The 19,441-nt window shown below is 64.9% G+C and carries 17 protein-coding genes, 4 tRNA genes and 1 pseudogene; 16 read left to right on the forward strand and 6 right to left on the reverse strand.

Features of this window, described 5'->3' with window-relative positions; all coding sequences use genetic code 11:
* Nucleotides 1-15: 15 nt before the first annotated feature.
* The 4 genes from pstS to pstB all read left to right on the forward strand — a co-directional run bounded on the left by pstS (nucleotide 16) and on the right by pstB (nucleotide 4,013).
* Nucleotides 16-1,137: a phosphate ABC transporter substrate-binding protein PstS gene (gene pstS, locus OG921_RS09740; protein WP_266112186.1), complete on the forward strand. Its 1,122-nt coding sequence runs from the start codon at nucleotides 16-18 to the stop codon at nucleotides 1,135-1,137.
* An 89-nt stretch (nucleotides 1,138-1,226) separates the two neighbouring features.
* The gene (gene pstC / locus OG921_RS09745; RefSeq protein ID WP_266112187.1) at nucleotides 1,227-2,285 is read left to right on the forward strand and encodes a phosphate ABC transporter permease subunit PstC; all 1,059 of its coding nucleotides are present in this window, start codon (nucleotides 1,227-1,229) and stop codon (nucleotides 2,283-2,285) included.
* The gene (gene pstA / locus OG921_RS09750; protein WP_266112188.1) at nucleotides 2,282-3,193 is read left to right on the forward strand and encodes a phosphate ABC transporter permease PstA; all 912 of its coding nucleotides are present in this window, start codon (nucleotides 2,282-2,284) and stop codon (nucleotides 3,191-3,193) included. Before pstC ends, pstA begins: the two co-directional genes overlap by 4 nt.
* Nucleotides 3,194-3,236: 43 nt before the next feature.
* Nucleotides 3,237-4,013, forward strand: a complete 777-nt coding sequence (pstB, locus tag OG921_RS09755; protein ID WP_266112189.1) for a phosphate ABC transporter ATP-binding protein PstB — start codon at nucleotides 3,237-3,239, stop codon at nucleotides 4,011-4,013.
* A 66-nt stretch (nucleotides 4,014-4,079) separates the two neighbouring features.
* Here pstB and phoU read toward each other — a convergent pair whose 3' ends face one another.
* The 4 genes from phoU to OG921_RS09775 form a co-directional block, all read right to left on the reverse strand.
* Nucleotides 4,080-4,757 (reverse strand): phosphate signaling complex protein PhoU, encoded by a 678-nt coding sequence (gene phoU, locus OG921_RS09760; protein ID WP_266112190.1) that lies wholly within the window; start codon nucleotides 4,755-4,757, stop codon nucleotides 4,080-4,082.
* Between the two features lie 97 nt (nucleotides 4,758-4,854).
* Nucleotides 4,855-6,960, reverse strand: a complete 2,106-nt coding sequence (locus OG921_RS09765) for an LCP family protein (protein WP_266112191.1) — start codon at nucleotides 6,958-6,960, stop codon at nucleotides 4,855-4,857.
* Between the two features lie 139 nt (nucleotides 6,961-7,099).
* Nucleotides 7,100-8,239 (reverse strand): tRNA dihydrouridine synthase DusB, encoded by a 1,140-nt coding sequence (gene dusB / locus OG921_RS09770; RefSeq protein ID WP_266112192.1) that lies wholly within the window; start codon nucleotides 8,237-8,239, stop codon nucleotides 7,100-7,102.
* A 94-nt stretch (nucleotides 8,240-8,333) separates the two neighbouring features.
* Nucleotides 8,334-9,290, reverse strand: coding sequence for an acyl-ACP desaturase (locus OG921_RS09775; RefSeq protein ID WP_266112193.1), 957 nt, complete (start codon nucleotides 9,288-9,290; stop codon nucleotides 8,334-8,336).
* 232 nt (nucleotides 9,291-9,522) lie between these two features.
* On the opposite strand from OG921_RS09775, the gene OG921_RS09780 reads away from it, so the two are divergent.
* Nucleotides 9,523-9,894, forward strand: coding sequence for an MmcQ/YjbR family DNA-binding protein (locus tag OG921_RS09780; RefSeq protein WP_266112194.1), 372 nt, complete (start codon nucleotides 9,523-9,525; stop codon nucleotides 9,892-9,894).
* A gap of 16 nt (nucleotides 9,895-9,910) precedes the next feature.
* On the opposite strand, the gene OG921_RS09785 is transcribed toward OG921_RS09780, so the two are convergent.
* Nucleotides 9,911-9,986: transfer RNA gene (locus OG921_RS09785), tRNA-Lys, on the reverse strand.
* A 143-nt stretch (nucleotides 9,987-10,129) separates the two neighbouring features.
* Between OG921_RS09785 and OG921_RS09790 the strand changes: the two genes are divergently transcribed.
* The 6 genes and pseudogenes from OG921_RS09790 to OG921_RS09815 all read left to right on the forward strand — a co-directional run.
* On the forward strand, nucleotides 10,130-11,173 hold the full coding sequence (locus OG921_RS09790; RefSeq protein WP_266112195.1) for a magnesium transporter CorA family protein: 1,044 nt from the start codon (nucleotides 10,130-10,132) through the stop codon (nucleotides 11,171-11,173).
* 232 nt (nucleotides 11,174-11,405) lie between these two features.
* Nucleotides 11,406-12,062, forward strand: coding sequence for a TetR/AcrR family transcriptional regulator (locus OG921_RS09795; RefSeq protein WP_266112196.1), 657 nt, complete (start codon nucleotides 11,406-11,408; stop codon nucleotides 12,060-12,062).
* A gap of 114 nt (nucleotides 12,063-12,176) precedes the next feature.
* Nucleotides 12,177-12,249 (forward strand) — tRNA-Glu (locus OG921_RS09800).
* A 57-nt stretch (nucleotides 12,250-12,306) separates the two neighbouring features.
* Nucleotides 12,307-12,380, forward strand: a tRNA-Asp gene (locus OG921_RS09805).
* A gap of 62 nt (nucleotides 12,381-12,442) precedes the next feature.
* Nucleotides 12,443-12,519: transfer RNA gene (locus OG921_RS09810), tRNA-Phe, on the forward strand.
* 184 nt (nucleotides 12,520-12,703) lie between these two features.
* Nucleotides 12,704-12,847: pseudogene (locus OG921_RS09815) on the forward strand (VOC family protein); the annotation flags it as partial.
* Here the strand turns inward: OG921_RS09815 and OG921_RS09820 are convergent.
* The gene (locus tag OG921_RS09820; RefSeq protein WP_266112197.1) at nucleotides 12,834-13,886 is read right to left on the reverse strand and encodes a LacI family DNA-binding transcriptional regulator; all 1,053 of its coding nucleotides are present in this window, start codon (nucleotides 13,884-13,886) and stop codon (nucleotides 12,834-12,836) included. The pseudogene OG921_RS09815 and the gene OG921_RS09820 sit on opposite strands and share 14 nt — an antisense overlap.
* A 250-nt stretch (nucleotides 13,887-14,136) precedes the next feature.
* On the opposite strand from OG921_RS09820, the gene OG921_RS09825 reads away from it, so the two are divergent.
* The 5 genes from OG921_RS09825 to OG921_RS09845 all read left to right on the forward strand — a co-directional run bounded on the left by OG921_RS09825 (nucleotide 14,137) and on the right by OG921_RS09845 (nucleotide 19,419).
* Entirely contained in the window at nucleotides 14,137-15,633 is a 1,497-nt protein-coding gene (locus OG921_RS09825) for a sugar ABC transporter ATP-binding protein (RefSeq protein WP_266112198.1), read from the forward strand.
* Nucleotides 15,630-16,643, forward strand: coding sequence for an ABC transporter permease (locus OG921_RS09830; RefSeq protein WP_266112199.1), 1,014 nt, complete (start codon nucleotides 15,630-15,632; stop codon nucleotides 16,641-16,643). The genes OG921_RS09825 and OG921_RS09830 overlap by 4 nt, the downstream gene beginning before the upstream one ends.
* A 115-nt stretch (nucleotides 16,644-16,758) precedes the next feature.
* Nucleotides 16,759-17,643 (forward strand): ABC transporter permease, encoded by an 885-nt coding sequence (locus tag OG921_RS09835; protein ID WP_266112300.1) that lies wholly within the window; start codon nucleotides 16,759-16,761, stop codon nucleotides 17,641-17,643.
* Entirely contained in the window at nucleotides 17,630-18,628 is a 999-nt protein-coding gene (locus OG921_RS09840) for a sugar ABC transporter substrate-binding protein (RefSeq protein WP_266112200.1), read from the forward strand. The genes OG921_RS09835 and OG921_RS09840 overlap by 14 nt, the downstream gene beginning before the upstream one ends.
* A gap of 11 nt (nucleotides 18,629-18,639) precedes the next feature.
* Entirely contained in the window at nucleotides 18,640-19,419 is a 780-nt protein-coding gene (locus OG921_RS09845) for an SDR family NAD(P)-dependent oxidoreductase (protein ID WP_266112201.1), read from the forward strand.
* Nucleotides 19,420-19,441: the final 22 nt, after the last annotated feature.

A 19,441-nucleotide genomic window follows, 5' to 3' on the forward strand; every position in this document is an offset into this window, starting at 1 on the left:
ATTCGGAGGACATCGGTGAAATTCCAGCGCAGCGGCGCCCTCATCGGCGCGATCGCGCTCAGCGCGATCGCGCTTGCAGGCTGTGGCAGTGACAACAACAGCGCGTCGAACACATCGGACACGTCGAGCTCGACGGCGACGTGCGAAGGCAAGGACAAACTGTCCGGCGCCGGATCCTCCGCGCAGAAGAACGCGATGGACGCGTTCACCTCCGTCTACATCGCGGTGTGCAGCGGCAAGGGCAAGACGGTCAACGTCGCGTATAACCCGAGCGGTTCCGGTGACGGCCGCACTCAGTTCATCGCCAACCAGATCGACTTCGCGGGTTCCGACTCGGCGATCAAGGACGATCAGGCCGCGGCCGCGAAGCAGCGCTGCGCCGGCAATGACGCGTGGAACCTGCCGCTCGTCTTCGGACCGGTGTCGCTGGCCTACAACATCGACGGCGTCGACAATCTGGTGCTCAACGGTGACGTCGCTGCGAAGATCTTCAACGGCACGATCAAGAAGTGGAACGACCCGGCCATCGCTGCGCTGAACAGCGGCACCACCCTGCCGGACACCGACATCGTGGTGTTCTTCCGGTCCGACTCCTCGGGTACCACCGACAACTTCCAGCAGTACCTGACGGCGGCCTCGAATGGCGCTTGGACAACGGGCGCCGGCTCCGACTTCAAGGGCGGTATTGGACAGGGCGCCAAGGGCTCGGCCGGTGTCGCGCAGGGGGTGGCCACGACCCCGGGTTCGATCACCTACGTCGAGAAGTCCTTCGCCGACCAGAACAAGCTGGACTCCGCCCAGATCGACACCGGTAGCGGACCGGTCGAGGTGTCCACCGAGACCGCGAGCAAGGCGATCGAGAAGACCCCGTTCAAGACCCCGGGGAGCAAGGATCTCGCGCTCGACCTGAAGACCACCTACGCCACGACCGAGGCCGGTGCCTACCCGCTGATCCTGGCGACCTACGAGATCGTCTGCTCGAAGGGCTACGACGAGGCGACCACCGCCGCAGTGCAGTCGTTCCTGACCAGCGCGGCGAACGAGGGACAACAGGATCTCGAGAGCCTCGGCTACGTGCCGCTGCCGGATTCGTTCAAGGAGACGGTCAACGCCTCCATTTCGTCGCTCGGCCAGTAGGTCACGATGAGGGTGCGGAATGCGGCGACTGACCGTGCCCGTTCCGCATTCTCGCCATACCATTTACCAACGACAGGAACCGTGAGCGCATGACTGACGCGCCATCCAAGCGGGTGTCCTCGAGCGCCGCCTCCGACGAGGGCGGAGGCGGCGCCCATGGGGCACCCGACTCACCCGGCCGCGAACCCAAGGGGGCCACGATCGCGACAAAGACCTCGGGGCGGGTAGTCCGGCCGGGCGATCGGATCTTCAGCGGGCTCGCGACCGGATCGGCAGCGCTGATCACCGCGATCATCGCTGCGATCGGCGTGTTCCTGATCTGGCGGGCGATCCCGGCGCTGCAGCGCAACCAGGTGAGCTTCCTCACCAGCCGTGAGTGGAACACCACCAATATCAACGAGATGGCCTTCGGTGTGCTGGACCTGTTCCAGGTCACCGTGTTCGTCTCGGCGTTCGCGCTCCTGCTTGCCATGCCGGTGTCGCTCGGCATCGCGCTGTACCTGAGCCACTACGCGCCGGCCCGGGTGCGCAGACCGCTCGCGTACACCATCGACCTGCTCGCCGCGGTGCCGTCGATCGTCTACGGCCTGTGGGGTCTCCTCGTTTTCGCGCCGGCGATCGCCCCGTTCGCGGTGTGGCTCAACGAGAACCTCTCCTGGATCCCGTTCTTCGCCGACGGGTCGAGTTCGGTCGCCGGCGGCGGCACAATCTTCACCGCCGGCATCGTGCTCGCCGTGATGATCCTGCCGATCATCACCGCCGTGTCCCGCGAGGTGTTTTCGCAGACTCCGGTCTTCCATATCGAGGCGGCGCTCGCGCTCGGTGCGACCAGGTGGGAAGTCATGAAAATGACGGTGCTGCCGTTCGGTCGATCCGGCTATATCAGCGGCTCGATGCTCGGCCTCGGCCGCGCGCTCGGCGAGACGATGGCGCTCTACATGATCCTGCGCACCACCTCGCAGGCGTTCAGCTGGTCGCTGTTCGACGGTGGCTCGACGATCGCGTCGAAGATCGCGCTCGGTTACGCCGAGTTCAACAACGACATCCAGGCCGGTGCCTACATCGCGGCTGGTCTGGTGCTGTTCCTGCTCACGTTCCTGGTCAACGCTTCCGCGCGGGCCGTGGTGTCGCGGAAGGCGGACGGATGACCACGAGCGACCTCGAGCTTCAGCGACCGATCAAGAGGTCGACCTTCCAGGGGGTCGGCGGCCGTCGGCGCACGTCGAACTGGCTGGCGACCGGACTCATCACCATCTCCGTCGTGATCGCGCTGATCCCGCTGATCTGGGTGATCGGCACCGTGATCGTGAAGGGCCTGCCGTCGCTGCTGAGCCCGACCTGGTTCACGAACTCGTTCAGCGGAATGTCGGCCTCCGCCGAGGGCGGCGGCATCTACCACGCCCTGATCGGCACCATCCTGCAGGGGCTGGTCTGCTCGATCATTGCCATCCCGCTGGGTATCTTCGTCGCGATCTTCCTCGTCGAGTACGGCCGGCGCGGACGGATGGCGCGGACCACGACGTTCATGGTGGACATCCTCTCCGGCGTGCCGTCCATCGTCGCGGCGCTGTTCATCTACGCGCTGTGGATCGCGACGTTCGGATTCCCCAAGTCCGCCTTCGCTGTATCGCTCGCACTGGTGCTGCTCATGGTGCCGGTGGTGATCCGCAGCACCGAGGAGATGCTGCGGATCGTGCCGCAGGATCTGCGGGAGGCGTCCTACGCGTTGGGTGTGCCCAAGTGGAAGACGATCGTCCGAATCGTGCTGCCCACCGCGCTGCCGGGCATCATCACCGGCGTCATGCTCGCCGTCGCCCGTGTGCTCGGTGAGACCGCGCCGCTGCTGATCCTGGTCGGGTACGCGCCCTTCATCAATTTCGACATGATGTCGGGTGAGATGGGCACGCTGCCGGGTGTGATGGTGGCGGAGATGAACAACCCCACCGCGGCCGGTGAGGCCCGCACCTGGGGAGCGGCGCTGACATTGATTCTATTGATGGCAATTCTCAATATCATCGCGAAAGTCATCGGGCACTATTCCACGGTGCGCAAATGATAGCCACTTCTTTCGTCAACCTCGCACATTCTTTGGAGCACTGATGGCAAAGCGTCTCGATCTCAAGGACGTCAATATTTACTACGGCGATTTCCACGCCGTCGCCGACGTCGGGCTGTCGGTGCCCCCGCGCAGCATCACCGCATTCATCGGTCCGTCCGGCTGCGGTAAGTCGACGGTGCTGCGCACGCTCAACCGCATGCACGAGGTGACGCCGGGGGCGCGTGCCGAGGGTGCGGTGCTGCTCGACGGCGAGGACATCTATGCCTCGAACGTCGACCCGGTCGGCGTGCGGCGCACCATCGGCATGGTGTTCCAGCGCCCGAATCCCTTCCCCACCATGTCGATTCGCGACAACGTGGTGGCCGGCTTGAAACTGCAGGGTGTGCGGAACAAGGGCACGCTCGACGAGCTCGCCGAGCGCTCGCTGCGTGGCGCCAACCTGTGGAACGAGGTCAAGGACCGCTTGGACAAGCCAGGTGGTGGCCTGTCCGGTGGGCAGCAGCAGCGGCTGTGCATCGCGCGTGCCATTGCGGTGTCGCCGGACGTGCTGCTGATGGACGAGCCGTGCTCGGCGCTCGATCCGATCTCGACGCTGGCGATCGAGGACCTGATGCAGGAACTCAAGAAGGAATACACGATCGTCATCGTCACCCACAACATGCAGCAGGCGGCCCGGGTCAGCGACCAGACCGGATTCTTCAATCTCGAGGCCACCGGTAAGCCGGGCCGGCTCATCGAGATCGACGACACCGAGAAGATGTTCTCCAACCCGTCCAAGCGTGCGACCGAGGATTACATCTCCGGCCGCTTCGGCTGATCGAGCGACAAAAAAGGCGCCCCGCGAATGCGGGGCGCCTTTTTTTGTGTCTGGTGGCTGGACCGGTCAGCGCGGGGTGAGGCCCTTCGCTTCGTCGGCCTCGGAAGGCAATTCGCCGGTGGCGAGGAAGATGACTCGGCGACCGACCTCGACGGCGTGGTCGGCGAAGCGCTCGTAGAACCGCCCCAGCAGGGTGATGTCGACGGCGCTGGCTACCCCGTGGCGCCATTCCCGGTCCATCAGCACGGTGAACAGGTGCCGGTGCAGGTCGTCCATTGCCTCGTCCTCGACCGCGATGCGGGCGGCGCGCTCGGGGTCGCGCGTTTCGATGACTTCCTTGGCCGCCGCGCCGAGGGCGACCGCGATCCGACCCATCTCGGCGAAGTATCCGTTCACCTCTTCGGGCAGGACATGGTTCGGATGGCGCCTGCGGGCGATATTGGCGATGTGTAGCGCGAGCGCGCCCATTCGGTCCACGTCCGCCACGATCTGAATCCCACTGACGATCGCCCGCAGGTCGCCCGCCACCGGCGCCTGCAGGGCCAGCAGGGCGAAAGCGCGCTCCTCGGCCTGCTGGGTGAGTGCCGAGATCTCGTCGTAGTCCGTGATCACCTGCTCGGCCAGAGACAGATCGGCCTGGAGGAGTGCCTGTGTGGCCTTGTCCATGGCCACGCCCGCGATGTCGGCCATCTGGCCGAGCACCGCCGCGAGCTGGCTCATGTTCTCGTTATAAGCGACGCGCATGATACGACAGCTTACCGATGGGTGTCACGCTCTTCACCTTGGCAGGATGAATAGCGAATGAACCCCTGCCGTCGATCGTGGGCTACTACCGGGCAAATCAGGCACATTTGTCGTCGGCGCCATTGGTGACGTCCAAGTCCGACGGCAGCTGGGTGGTCGTCGGCGTCGAGTCATCCGACGTCGAGGTGGCAGATCGGGTGGTCGAGGACGGCAGTTCGTCCCCGGCCGGGGTCGGTGCCATCGTCGTGCCGGAGTAGTCCGAACCGAGCACCAGTTCGACGATGCTGCCGAGGCCGGCCTTCGGCACCGCAACCGCACCCGGAATCGCCGAGGCCACCGTGGCCGCTTCGCTTTCGTGTCCCGCCGAGTAGTACACCTGGGTAGTGCTGCGGGTGCCGGACGAATAGTTGCCGACGCTGTAGATGCCGAAACCGTACGAGCCGAGATCGTTTGCCGCCGTCGTGGCGGTACCCGCGACGCCAGACCCGTTCGACACCTGCACCGACACCGACTCCGGGTCGACCGCGAGCCGCTTCGGCTCGGGCGTGGGCGAAGCGGTCGAGCTCGAAGTCGTACTCGATGTCACCGCGGGTGCGCGTTCCTCGCCGGGCAGCGGCTCGTCGTCGATGATCGCGGTGAAAATCGCATGGATGTCGTCGGTGCGGGGGATCTCGTTGCCCCAGTCGGTGGTGCCCCCGGTCGGGACGGTGAGGAAGGTGACCGCGCCGGCATCGACGTTGCGCAACGACTTGCCGAGCATCAGCAGATCCTTGGTGGTGACCTTCTCGACGAAAGTGTCCCTGGTGAACGCGTTGATGAAGCCGTTGAGCTTGCCCGGATCGAGCAACACCTTGTTCGACAGCACCGAACGCAACAACGACGACAGGAACCGCTGCTGACGCTTGATCCGGCCGTAGTCGCCATTGCCCTCCGACTCGACGTGCCGCGCCCGCACATAGTTCAGCGCCGTCCTGCCGTCCACGGTTTGGTTGCCCGGGATCGGTAGCACGGTGCCGAGTTCGCCGTCCTCCAGTGGGGTCTGGGTGCACACCTGCACGCCGCCGACCTCGTTCACCATCGACTCGAATCCGGAGAAGTCCATGCCGACGAAGTGCCCGATCTTCAGGCCCGAGATCTTCTGGATCACCTTCACCAGACACTTCGGCCCGCCGAGCGCATACGTGCCGTTCAGCTTCTCGTTGTCCGCGGACGGGTACATCTCGCCGGTGTAGGTACCGGTGTCGTTGTCCCAGCCCTCGCAGGACGGGCGGCTGACGTCGAGGTCGCGCGGGAACGAGACCGCGACCACGCGGCTGCGATCCGCGGGGATGTTGACCAGCATGACAGTGTCGGAGCGGGCGCCCGCGGCGTCGTCGGTGGTACCGGCGCCGATTTCCGCGTTCACCCCGGCACGGGTGTCGGTGCCGACAATCAGATAGGTCTCGTCACCGGTCTGACCGATCGGATCGACGACGTCGGCCGACTGTTCGTCGAGCGCGGCGACCTGTTCGAACCCGTTGTCCGTGGAGCGTAGATAGCCCCAGACAATGCCGGTGGCGGTGAGCGTCACAATCGCCACGAGCGCCATGACGACACGGCCGGCCGCGGTCGCACGCCGACGGCGGCGCTGCCGGTTCAGGGTCAGGCGGGTCAGTCGGGGCCGGTCCGCGGCGTCCGGAGCGCCGACCACCTGGGGCTGGGCGAGCGGCGGTGCGGACGGCCTGGGCAGCTGCTCGGTCTCGGCGGAGGCGAGGTCGGCGGACTGCGGAAACAGCACCGTATCGGCAGCTGCGTTGGCTGCCTCGGACTGGGCAGCGGTCTCGCTGTGGGTGGCGGCCGCACTGGGGGTAGCGGTGTTGGCCGCATGCTGCGGAGTCGAGGAGTGCGTGCGATCTCCGGGACGAACGTCGACGGTGCCGCTCTCCTCGGCAACCTTCTCGACGATCTCGGCAACCGAGAGACGCTCGGTGGTGGAGGGACCGCCGCCACGGGCTCGGCGCGGTGGCCGCAGTCGTCGGCGCAAACGTTCGCGAGGGGATTCGGCCGGCGGTTCCTCGCGATCCGGCGGTGGGCCGTGGTCGTCGGATCCGCTACTGCCCGCTACGGGAGTAGTCGTGTCGTCGGCGGTGGACTCGTTGAAATAGCGCTCCCAAGGGGCGGGGCTGTCCTGCCCCGACGGGGGCGAGGGGTTGTCGTCACCCACCGTTGGAACCTTGCCTCTCGCCGAATCCGCGTCCTGCCCCCCATCGAACGCGTATCCGCGGTCCAGGGGCCCGGAGCAATGATAACGATTTCAACTCGGCGCTCCATTTTGGAATCGCCGGAGAGGTGCGGTCTGCGGCTCAGCCGCCCGAATGCATGAGGTGCGCACCGGCGGGCACGAGGCAGTCCTCCGGGTCGTCGAGCCAGCCGTCGGGCAGCGCGACTTTCGCCGGTGAACCCTGCCGGCCACGTGGTCCTTCAGCGTCGGGCGGGAACGGCACGGTCGGGTCGAATTGCGCGAGCAATGCGTCGAGTTCGGTGAGCGTGGACACCAGTGCCATGGCACTGCGCAGATCCGATCCGGCGGGGAATCCGCGCAAGTACCAGGCGACGTGTTTGCGCAGCTCACGCATGCCTTTGTCCTCGCCGTGGTGATCGGCGAGGAGTTCGGCGTGACGACGGATGATGCAGCTGACCTCGCCGAGGTTTGGCGGCGTCGGCACCGGTTCGCCGCGCATGGTCGCGGCGAGCTCGGCGAACAGCCAAGGTCGGCCCAGGCAACCGCGGCCGACGACGACCCCGTCGCACCCGGTTTTGCGCATCATCCGCACCGCGTCCTCGGCGGCGAAGATGTCCCCATTGCCGAGTACGGGGATATCCGTCACATGTTCCTTCAGCCGGGCGATCTGCGACCAATCCGCGGTTCCGGAGTAGCGCTGCGCGGCCGTACGCGCATGCAGCGCGACGGCGGCGGCGCCTTCGCCGGCGGCGATCCGGCCGGCGTCGAGGTGGGTCTGGTGCTCGTCGTCGATCCCGACGCGGAACTTCACCGTCACCGGGACGGACGTGCCCTGGGTCGCCTTCACCGCGGCTCCGACGATCTGGCCGAACAGCGTGCGTTTGTACGGCAGCGCCGCCCCACCGCCCTTGCGGGTGACCTTCGGGACCGGGCAGCCGAAGTTCATGTCGATGTGGTCGGCCATGTTTTCGTCGACGATCATCTTCGCCGCGTCGTAGGTGGTCTGTGGGTCCACGGTGTACAGCTGCAGCGACCGCGGTGTCTCGTCCGGTGCGAAGGTCGTCATGTGCAGCGTCGCGGGCTGGCGCTCGACGAGCGCGCGAGCGGTGACCATCTCGCAGACGTACAGGCCGGACACGCTACCGGCCCGTGCGACCTCGAGTTCACGACACAGAGTGCGGAACGCGACGTTGGTGACGCCGGCCATCGGCGCGAGGACGACGGGGCTGGCGAGTTCGAGCGAGCCGATGCGAAGAGTCATAACGATGGAGATTTTACGTGGTCGCGGCAGTTGCCTCGGACAACGCGAGAGCCCCGCACGATGATGACTGTGCGGGGCTCTCGCGTCGATGAACTCAGGAAGCCTGCTGCTCGCGCTTCTTGGCTTCGCGCGCCAGCATCCGGTCGCGCTGTTCCTCGAACTTGATGACGTCCTTCTCAAGCTTGCCCAGGAAGTTGCCCAGCCGCTCGCGGGTCTGCTCGCCACGGGCGGTGAAGTCCTCGCGCTCGAAGATCCGCCACTTGCGCAGCACCGGCATCACGACCTCTTCGAGGTGCTGGCGCAAGTCGTAGATGCCGTGCTTGGCCATCAGCACACCGTTGCGTCGGAAGTTCGGCATCCCGGCGCCGGGCATCTGGAAATTCTCCACGATCAGGTCGATCGCCTCCAGGGCCTGGTCGGGCACCAGGTCCAGCGCCGCTGCGCACATGTTGCGGTAGAAGATCATGTGCAGGTTCTCGTCGGCCGCGATGCGCTGCAACATTCGATCCGCGATCGGGTCCTCGCAGACCTTGCCGGTGTTGCGGTGGCTGACGCGAGTGGCGAGTTCCTGGAAGGTCACGTACGCCACGGAGTGCAGGAAGGCCGCATCCACGCCGGCGGGCGAGGCGAAGCCGTTGGTCATGTGCTCCATGCGGGCCTGCTCGAGCGCGACGGGATCGACGCCGCGGGTGACCACCAGGTAGTCACGCATCACGATGCCGTGCCGGTTCTCCTCGGCGGTCCAGCGGCCGACCCAGGTACCCCACGCGCCGTCGCGGGAGAAGTTCTCCGCGATCTCGCGGTGATAGGACGGCAGGTTGTCCTCGGTAAGCAGGTTGGTGATCATCGCGGCCTTGGCGACCTCGTTGAGCCGGGACTGCTCCGGATCCCAGTCAGCGCCACCCATTGCCGCGAAGTTGCGGCCCTCGTCCCACGGGACGTAGTCGTGTGGGTGCCATTCCTTTGCCATCGAGATGTGCCGGTTGACGTTCTCCTCCGCAACCGGCGCCAGCTCGGTGAGCAGCTCTAGTTGTGTGAGATCTCGCACCATTTATCAAGCCCCTCGATCTTCCAATTCTCGTCCGTACATGGGCTGGCTCGTGGTCAGCCTACGTCAGAGTAGGTTTCCGAGTAAGCGACCTTATCCGCATCCGCGGGTACTTCGAGCATTCCGCGCCACTCGGGCAACATCGCTCGTGCGCCTAAAGCGTTACGGCCAACAATTGTACGAGAGGGTGCCGCCCAGGTCCTCCGCACACGCCGGTTGGAGAGGATTTTCGCAGGTGAGCGACAACATGAGTCGTCTCGAACTAATCGCCGCCGAATTGCCCGAGGCGCAGCGCGTCGACGTCGAGGCATGGGACGGTCACCCGACATTCCGGGTGCGCGGAAAGAACTTCGTATTCGCCGATCGGTCGGCCACGTCGCTGTCGTTCAAATTGGGCAAATCCGAAGCCGAGGCCGTTGTTGCCACCGAGTCGGACGCCGACCCGACCGCCTACGGACTGGGCCGGCACGGCTGGGTCAATCTGAAGATCGCGTCGAACGCATCCGAGCAACGGTGGGTGCAGATCCGGGAATGGATCAGGACGTCGTACACCCTCGTGGCGCCGCGCAAACTTGCCCGGATCATCGAAGAAGAGGACGCCGAATAGCGGCGCGTGCGCTTGCTGGTGCCCCCACCAGGGCTCGAACCTGGGACCTGCGGATTAAAAGTCCGTAGCTCTACCAACTGAGCTATAGGGGCGTGGACGCTTGAGTGTAACGGCCGATTTCGCGCTCGGGACACCGACTCCCGGTGTGCTGTGAAATCGCCGAGCGAGGCTCCGTCCGTGTGACGATCGACGGTGCCGGGTATGGCGAAACGACCCGACGACGGAGGGAGTGGGTGTGGTGACGCAGGATCCGGTGACGACCGGAGCGTCCGGTAAAGACCCCGACGCCGGCGCCGTCGTGCACAGTCGGGTCTACCGGCACGGCGCGCTCGTCGCCGAGAACCTGCCCGTGGCCGAGCTCGAGCGCTACCGCCGCGACACCGATGCCGTGGTCTGGCTCGATCTGCTGGCCCCGACGCCGACCGAGTTCGCCGCGATCGCCCCGGCGATCGGCGGTGACGTCGAGGTGAACCGCATTGCGCTCGAAAGTGCCATGTCCAATCGAGGTCGGCCGCGGCTCATGCGGTTCGCCGACCACCGCATCGTGCACCTGCGCGCCGCGTCGTTCGACGCCGCGACCCGGCGACTTTCCACCACCGACGTCGCGGTCCTGCTGTTCGAGCGGGAGCTGGTGACGATTCGTTCGGGTCCCGGCTTCCCGATCGCCGAGGTGCTCGACGAATGTGACGACAACCCCGAGCTCGCCGGGCATGGTGTCCCGTTCCTGCTGTTCACCCTCCTCGACCAGATGGTCGAGGGCTATCTCGATGCGCTCGACGATCTCGACGAGCAGATCCTCGCGGTCGAGGACGACCTGCTCGACGGTTCGGGACCCGGACGTGAGGTGCAGGTGAACACCTTCACGCTGCGCCGGGCGGTGGCGGCGCTGGCCCGGGTCGTGCTGCCCACCTCGGAGGTGCTCGCCGTCATCGGGCGCGGCGGTGCGCATCAGGCGGCGCCGGAGATACAGACCTATTTGCAGGATGTGTACGAGCATGCGATCCGCGCCTCGGAGCGGATCGACGGGCAGCGCGACTCGATCGAGTCGATCCTGGCAACGAGCCTGTCGATGCAGGGCAACTCGCTCAACGAGATCATGAAAAAGCTCACCGCTTGGGCCGCGATCATCGCGATCCCCACCGGAATCACCGGTTACTTCGGGCAGAACGTCCCGTTCCCGGGGTACGGCGACAAGTTCGGATTCTGGCTTTCCGCCGCGCTGCTCCTTGCGCTCGGCGGTGGGCTGTACATCATGTTCCGGCGGCGCGACTGGCTCTGACGCCCCTGCGATGGGGCAGCGAAGCCGACTCGAAGAGAGTAAGGATCTCGGGTGCGCACCCCTGAGGCGCACCCGAGATTGGCGAAGCATACCAAACGGTGTGTTCTTGCGCGCCAGTCAATTCCGTTCCCGCATGAGTCCTGCAGGGAGCGCGGAATGTCACACGGCGTGGCCGACTTCGCGATTCTGATACAGAATCCATGCTCGGGGGCCATGAGAGGCAAGAGGGGCCATGTCAGGGCAGCAGGAACGCGCGCGGCGCACGCGCGCGGCAATAGTCGAATCGGCGGCGGTCGAATTCGCGAGAAGTGGATACACCGCTGCATCGCTCAATCAGATCCTCGAACGGTCGAACGCCACCAAAGGCGCGATGTACTTTCACTTCGGTTCGAAGGAAGACCTGGCACGTGCGGTGATGCGCGACGCGATGATCCGTTACAAGCAGACCACCGACCGCTGGTTGGCTCGCACCGATCTCGAACCGCTCGAGATTCTGCACGGCATCGTGGACGAGATCGGGCTGCGCTTCCAGCTCGAAGCTGTGCTGCGGGCCGAGTACCGACTCATTGTGGAACCGGACTTCTATGCGGATGTGCAGTCGGGCGCGGCGTCGGGCTGGGGGCAGGTCGGCAATGTCCTCGCCGAGCGCGCCAAGGAGCGCGGCGACCTCCGGCCCGACGTGGATGTGGCGAAATTCACTCGAGTGCTCGGAGCGGCGTTGGCGGGCCAGCGCTACATGAGCGATCTGCTCGCTCGTCCCGAAGACATCAGGGAGCTCTTCGAGGAGACGCTCGAGATGATCGTCGAAGCGAGTGCGACCCCGCAGTGGTGGGCGAACTTCAAGCGCTGCGGATGGCAGGATTCTGCGCACGAAGAAGACCTCCGCTGACGCATCGTTTATGAGCCTGGCCAGGCGATTTGGGAATAGTTGAACGTCTGTCCTAAGCTATCCTCGCTCCCAACGGACAGCCGTTGGGGGGAACTGGTCGGAGTAATCCGGCGGGCCCCCTTCGTCTAGCGGCCTAGGACGCCGCCCTTTCAAGGCGGTAGCGCGGGTTCGAATCCCGTAGGGGGTACGGTTGCAAGACCAGTGGCAGTACGACGCAGTAGAGAAGTAATAGGCAGTACAGCAAGGCCCTGTGGCGCAGTTGGTTAGCGCGCCGCCCTGTCACGGCGGAGGTCGCGGGTTCGAGTCCCGTCAGGGTCGCAAGCGATGCGACTGGCACCCAATACATGGGTGCCAGAAGTATTTTGTCGCTTCGCGGAGCTGGCCAGGTAGCTCAGTTGGTACGAGCGTCCGCCTGAAAAGCGGAAGGTCGCCGGTTCGATCCCGGCCCTGGCCACCACTATTCATGCAGGTCAAGCCCTATTTCTGTGATCTTGATCGAGCCGACTCGGTGTCGAAACCGCGAAATATCCGCCGTATATTGGCGGACAGATCGCGGATGATTGGGTGCCGATAGGTCGCTGGCCTGGTGTCTGACTCGCTGTTAGCGAGCGGAACGTCATGACCGCGCCGTCGTCCGCTGTGTGGTCCGTGGCTCGTTGCAGCTCTTACTGTTCGGACCGGCCAGTTCGGGCGCTCGCGCCACCCGACCGACAAGCAGCGAAGCCGGCCGCAACCGTATCGGCCTCGTCGTCGACGACCTCGACGCCGAGATCAATCGCCTGCGCGGCGACGAACTCGTTTCGACTGCGCGGGCCGTGCCGCGGAAGTCGACTCACGGACGACTAGTTCGACTGGCAATTGCACGGATCGTGCCACGTGGCGGCCGGGGTCGCCGAGAATGTCCAGAAGCATTCGCGCTGCCTCCGCACCCATCTCGTAGTGGTCGACCGCCACGGTAGTCAACGGTGGGTAGACCAAAGCTGCGGTGGGCACATCGCTGTAGCCGACGACGCTGATCTCGTCGGGGCAGTCGATACCGCGCTCCCGGAGTTCTTTCAGGACGCCGAAGGTGACGAGGTCGTTGAATCCGATGATCGCCGTGCAGTTCGTATTCTGGACGAGTTGCGCGGTCGCGGTCCGGCCGTGTTCAGCGTCGATGTGGTCGATGGTGGTGATCAGGTTGTCGTCGACAGCGAGTCCGTGTTCGTGCATGGCCGTCCGGTAGCCGCGCACGCGCGCAAGCGCGGTGCTGATCGTCGGTGGTCCGACGATCGTTGCGATGCGTGAATGGCCCAGTCCGACAAGGTGGTCGATGATCAAGCGCATGCCGAGTTCGTCGTTGCTGATCACCTCGGGTTCGGACGGATCTTCGGATGCGCGAAGCAGATTCACTATCGGCGCGACTTTGGTGAAGCGTGCCGAGCCGTCGGGGTCACCGACGGTCGAGGTTGTCACGATGAGTCCGTCCACCCGACGCGCCTCGAGGTTGCGGAGGTGGGTGAGCTCCCGTTGGCGGTTGTTGTTGGTGTCGACGATGAGCGTGGAGTACCCCGCCGCCAAGGCCACATCGTCGATGCCTCGAAGCAACTGCGCGAACACCGGGACGGTCAGGTCGCCGACGATCACGCCGATGGTGAAACTGCGAGCACTGGCGAGGCTCCGGGCCATGCTGTTGGGCAGGTAGTTGAGTTGTTCGGCGGCGCTCATGACCCGGTGCAGGGTGTCCTGGCTGACCAGTTTGCGGCTGTGTTCGTTGAGCGCACGCGAAGCCGTCGCCGGATGGACATTCGCGAGCTTTGCCACGTCTTCTAATCGCGCGCGCATGCAGCTCCCTCAGTCATGGTTCACACCGGCTAACAAGCACACTAGACAAACTGCATCAAGAATGCGAGCGCATGCACAAGTCCGCCCTTAATCGGCGCGGCACCTCGGGTCTCGGTCGGGAAAATATAGCCCTCTAGCTGGCATTCGCCAATCGTTTCTAGGAACGCCTTGACAGCAAGCGCTTGCAGAGCCACTCTGTATGCGAGCGCTTGCAGTGATGCAAGACACACCATCGACCGAGGAGATTGAAGTGTCACGGACAGTTGTCGGCGACGCCCCACTGATGCGGGTCGTGGGGGTCAGCAAGACCTTCGGCGGCACCAAAGCTCTCCAGAACGTCTCCATGGCGTTCCATGGGGGCGAAGTGCATGCACTGTTGGGTGAGAACGGTGCAGGGAAGAGCACGTTGATGAAGATCATCGCCGGCGTGCACTCGGCCGACGAGGGTGAGCTGATCGGTTCCCGTGCGGGCGAGCTCGATGTCGCGATGGTCTTCCAGGAGCTTTCGGTCGTGCCGGAGATGTCGGTGCGCGAGAACATGGAGATGAGTCGGTTCGACAACAGGCGTCTGTTCGTCAACCACAAGGCGCTCGAACCGGGACTGCGGTCTGCGCTCGATGCGGCCGGTCTGGGCGATCTGGACCTGGACATGCCGGTGGAGGCCCTGCCGCTGGCGCAGCGGCAGCTGTTGGAAATCGCTCGCGGTCTGTATGCGGATGCCAAGGTGCTGATCCTCGATGAGCCCACCGCCACGTTGTCCGATGTCGAGATCGAGCGGGTCCATTCGGTCGTCCGCAGTCTGGTCCGGCAGGGACACGGCATCGTGTACATCACCCACCGGCTCGGTGAGGTGTTCACCCTTGCCGACCGGATCACGATCATGCGGTCGGGCGAGGTGGTGGCGTCAGGTCTGACCTCGAGGTTCACGATGGATGAGGTCGTGACCATGATGCTCGGCCACGAACACACCGCCGAGGCGGCCGAACCGGTGGAAGGTCTGCCGCCGGAATTGGAGCGACGGCAGGTCACGGTCACGGGATTGGCGGCGGCTCATCAGTTCAGCGATGTGTCGTTCTCCGTGCGTGCCGGCGAGGTGTTGACCGTGTTCGGCCAGATCGGCTCGGGTGCCGACCAGGTCATCCGTGCGCTCGCCGGTCTTGCCCATGTGTCGTCGGGATCGGTACACATCGATTTGGATCGGGTACATCTGAACTCCCGGCCGGCATCGCAGGCCGACGGCGTCGCGTATGTCTCCGCCGACCGGACCGTGGAAGGCGTGTTCCTCGACTACCCAGTATCGGGCAACATCAGTTCCGGTGCGCTGGAGCGGATCTCGACTCGGGGATTACTCAGCGCCCGGCGGGAGCGGACGCTCGCGAAGCAGTACTCCACGCTGGTCGCCTTCGATGCCAAGCGCATCAACACACCTGTCGGTGCGCTCAGCGGCGGTAATCAGCAGAAGATTGCGATCGCCCGGGCGTTGGCGACATCCCCAAAGGTATTGGTACTCAACGAACCCACGCGAGGCGTCGACATCGGGGCCCGGGCCGAGATCTACAAAGTGATCCGGTCGCTCGCGCACCAGAACGTCGCTGTCATCGTCTATTCGAGCGACATTGTCGAGTTGCGTGAGCTCGGTGATCGAGTGATCACCATGTTCCGTGGCGGCATCGTCGGCGACCGTCCCACCAGGAGCGTCGATGATGCGCAGCTCCTGTCCGAAATCCTCCATGGAGTGGCAGCATGACTTCTCAACTCAATCTGGCTCAGACTGCGGGTGTCGCGCCCACATCGACCTCTTCGCGGTCGCGACTGCGCGCCCTGCCGTCGTTGACTGGGCCGAGTGCCATCACCGCGGTGACGGCACTGCTGTTCGTCTTCGCGTGCATTTTCGTCTCCGGTTTCGCGACCGCCAACAATCTTCGGGCGTTGCTGCTGTCGGTGTCGTTGGTCGGGATCGTCGCAGTCGGACTGAGCATGGTCACGATCGTCGGAAGAATGTTCTCGCTGTCACTGAGCGCGGTGGTGGCCACATCGGCAATCATCTTCGCGGCATCACTGCATCTGGGCCCGTGGCCGGCGATGCTGCTGGCGCTGGCGTTCGGTGCGGCGACAGGCCTGGCCCAAGGCGTACTGGTGGGCATTGCTCGCACCAACCCGATCGTCACGACGATCGCCGCGTCCGCCATCATCTTGGGGATCGCACAGCTGATCACCGGTGGACTCAACGTCATCGGCGCCGGCGACGCCTCGGTGTTCGCGACCATGATCTTCGGTGCCATTCCCCTCGAGGCGGTCGTCTTCGTCGTGGTGGCCGGCGTGTCGGCGGCACTGCATCGCTACACGACCGCCGGCCGCGGGATGGCACTGATCGGTCTCAACGAGAAGGCCGCCGCGGTGGCCGGGCTGCGTGCGTGGCCCCGCGTCCTCGGCGCCTTCCTTGTCTCGGGCGTTCTGGCCGCGCTCGCCGGAGCGTTGTTGGCCTCGGAGTCCGGGCAGGGCAATCTCACCCTCGGCGCGAGCTACGGTTTCGACGCCATCATTGCGGTCGTCGTCGGCGGTATCAGTGTCAAGGGTGGCCGCGGCAATCCGCTCAACGCCGCGGTGGGCGCATTTCTCGTCGGATTGCTGGCCAACATGCTTGTCCTCATGGGTCTTTCATACGAAGACCAACTCATCTTCCAGGGCATCTTGGTGCTGATCGCGGTGGTCGTCACCGGCGCCACCACGAAGTCCGTAACTGCCGGAAAGCGGTGAACTCACCATGGTGAACATCTACTGGAACATTCGGACTTGGATCGCGCTGGGTGCAGCCCTGATAGCGCTGCTGGTCACAATCGCGGTCACACCGGGATACACCAACACAGGCAACATGTTCGCCCTCGTACAGAGCTTTTCCACTCTGGCGCTGGTGGCGTGTGGGCTGGCCGTCGTGATGATCGCCGGCGAGTTCGACCTATCGATCGCCGGCGTGCTGCCACTCGCTGGACTGATCACTGTGAAGCTTGGCCAAAGCGCGGGGATACCGGTGGGAATCATTGCTGCGCTGATCGTCTCGGCACTGATCGGGGCGCTCAACGGGTACTTGACTTGGCGGTTCTCGGTGCCGTCACTGGCGGTGACCGTCGGCACGCTGGTAGCGACAACGGGTCTCAGTTATTGGGTCGCGGGTGGTGACGTGGTCACCATGCCCAACTACCAGTTCGGCCTATGGCTCGATAACGCCGTGGCAGGCGTCTTGTCACCGCGCAGCATCGTCGCCCTGGTCCTGATCGTTCTGATCCTTGTGCTGATGAACCGAACCTGGTTCGGCGTCACTGTCCGCGCGGTCGGCAGTGACATCAACCGCGCCCGCTTCTCCGGGCTACCGACGGGACGTGCGCTTATCAGCGTATTCGTTATCAGCGCCGTGTTCACCGGGATCGCCGGCTCCCTGCAGGCGCTGTCGCTGGCAGCAGGACAGCCCGGGAACAGCCTGAACTTCCTCCTGCAAGCCGTGACCGCTGCCATCATCGGCGGAGTTGCGCTCACCGGCGGCAAGGGACGACTCGGCGGCGTGGTGTCGGGAGCACTGCTGCTCGCGGTCTTGAGCAATGCCATGAGCTATCACGGCGCCGCCACGGCCGCCATCCAGCTGGTATCCGGCGTGATCTTGCTGGCCATCCTGCTGCTCGACGTGCCGCTGGACCGACTGGTCGGCCGCGCGCTGGAACGAGTCTCCACCACGATCGAGAAGGATGATCATGTACTTGTTTAACAAGATGCGTTCTCTGCTGGCACTGGTGTGCCTGGCGTTGGTCGCGACCATCGCCGTTGGGTGCAGCAACGATGCCGACGCCGCGAAGGGCACCCGCAAACAGGTTGTGCTGCTGACCGTTTCACAGACCTGCGACTACTGCGCCAAGCACACCGCAACGTTGAAGGCCGCGATGGCCGAGGCCGGGGTCGATTTGCGCGTGGTGGTCAACGAGTTCAACGCCGCCGACCAGGCCCAGCAGGTGACCCAGGCGATCAGCACCAAGCCTGATGCGATCGTGGTGTGGCCGGCCGACTCCCGCGCGATCATCCCGTCACTTGTCCGCATCAAGCGGGCGGGGATTCCGGCAGTCGTCACCAACTCCTATCCGCAGACCGAGGACACCAGTCTGTGGAAGGCATACACCGGCCCGAACGACATCGCCAACGGTCAAGCCGCCGCCCGCGCGATGGTCGCCGGGTTCGCGGGCAAAGGATACGGCGACTCGGGCAACATCGTCGCGCTCGTCGGACCGCCCGGCGCACCACCAACCATCGACCGGCTGAAGGGCTTCGAGGACGAGATGGCCAAGCTGGCTCCGGGCATCAAGGTCGTCGGTAGCCAGCCGGGGAACTGGGATCAGACCATCTCCACGTCGGCGGCGGCGACGCTGTTCACCCAGACTCGCGACGACGACATCAAAGGCATGTACTCCGAAGCGGACAACATGATGGCCGGCGCCCTCGTGGCCGCACAGCGACAGGGTATCGATCCCTCGAAGCTGGTGATGGTCGGGCACAACTGCTCGATCGAGGGATACACGAACATCAACGCGGGCGCCCAGTACGCGTCGGTGCTGCAAAGCCCCATCGAGGACGCCGACCTGGCTGCACACGCCACCGAGGACATCCTCGCCGGCAAGGACGTCGAGAACGTGCAGTACCTGGTTCCGCGGCCGATCACCAAGGACAACGTCAGTGACTGCAACCAAGCAGTCGGGAAGTGAGCCTCACCGCCATGAGCAAGTGGACAATCGACCTGCCCGACACCGTGGTAGTCAGCGGCGCCGCCAGCGGGCTCGGACTCGAGATCAGCCGGCAACTCCTCGAATGCGAGGTTGATGTCGTCGGCGTGGATCTCGGTGCACCGGAACTTGATTCGCATGACGGCTATCAACACGTGCAAGGCAGCGTCAATACCCCCGAAACGTGGGAGAAGGTGCGCACCGCACTCGACCTGTCACGCAGCCTCGGCTACGTCGGTTCCGCGGCGGTACTCAAGGTCGGTACGCTCCTCGACGAGGACCTCAGCATCTGGCGCGACAGCTGGGAAGTCAACGTCCTCGGCAACGTCCTCGCACTGCGCACATTGTTGCCGGTGATGGTCGAGGCGCCGCAAGCGTCCGTGGTCGCGGTCAGCAGCATCGATGCCGACTTCGGTGAACAGCAACTGGCCGCCTACGCGTCGAGCAAGGCGGCGATAAGCGCAGCGATGCGCACGCTGGCACTCGACTACGCCCGCACCGGCGTTCAGTTCAATGTGCTGGCTCCCGGACCGATGCGGGCGGGGTTGTTCGAACGCCATCTCGCATCGGCCGACAATCCGAAAAAGTTCCTGGCCACCCGCGAAGCCCGCCAGCCCCGCGGCCGGATCACCGGGGTCGACGAAGTAGCACGTGCGGCGCTGTTCCTACTCAGCCCGGCTTCCTCGGCGCTGTTGGGAACCACGGTGACCGCCGACGGTGGCTTGACGACTGGTTTCGATTTCCGTACCGGCGCCGAGGGATCGTCGGCCTGACGGGGTTACGACGCACCGACCG

Origin of the sequence: Aldersonia sp. NBC_00410 (assembly GCF_026342035.1) — a bacterium.
GTDB lineage: Bacteria > Actinomycetota > Actinomycetes > Mycobacteriales > Mycobacteriaceae > Aldersonia.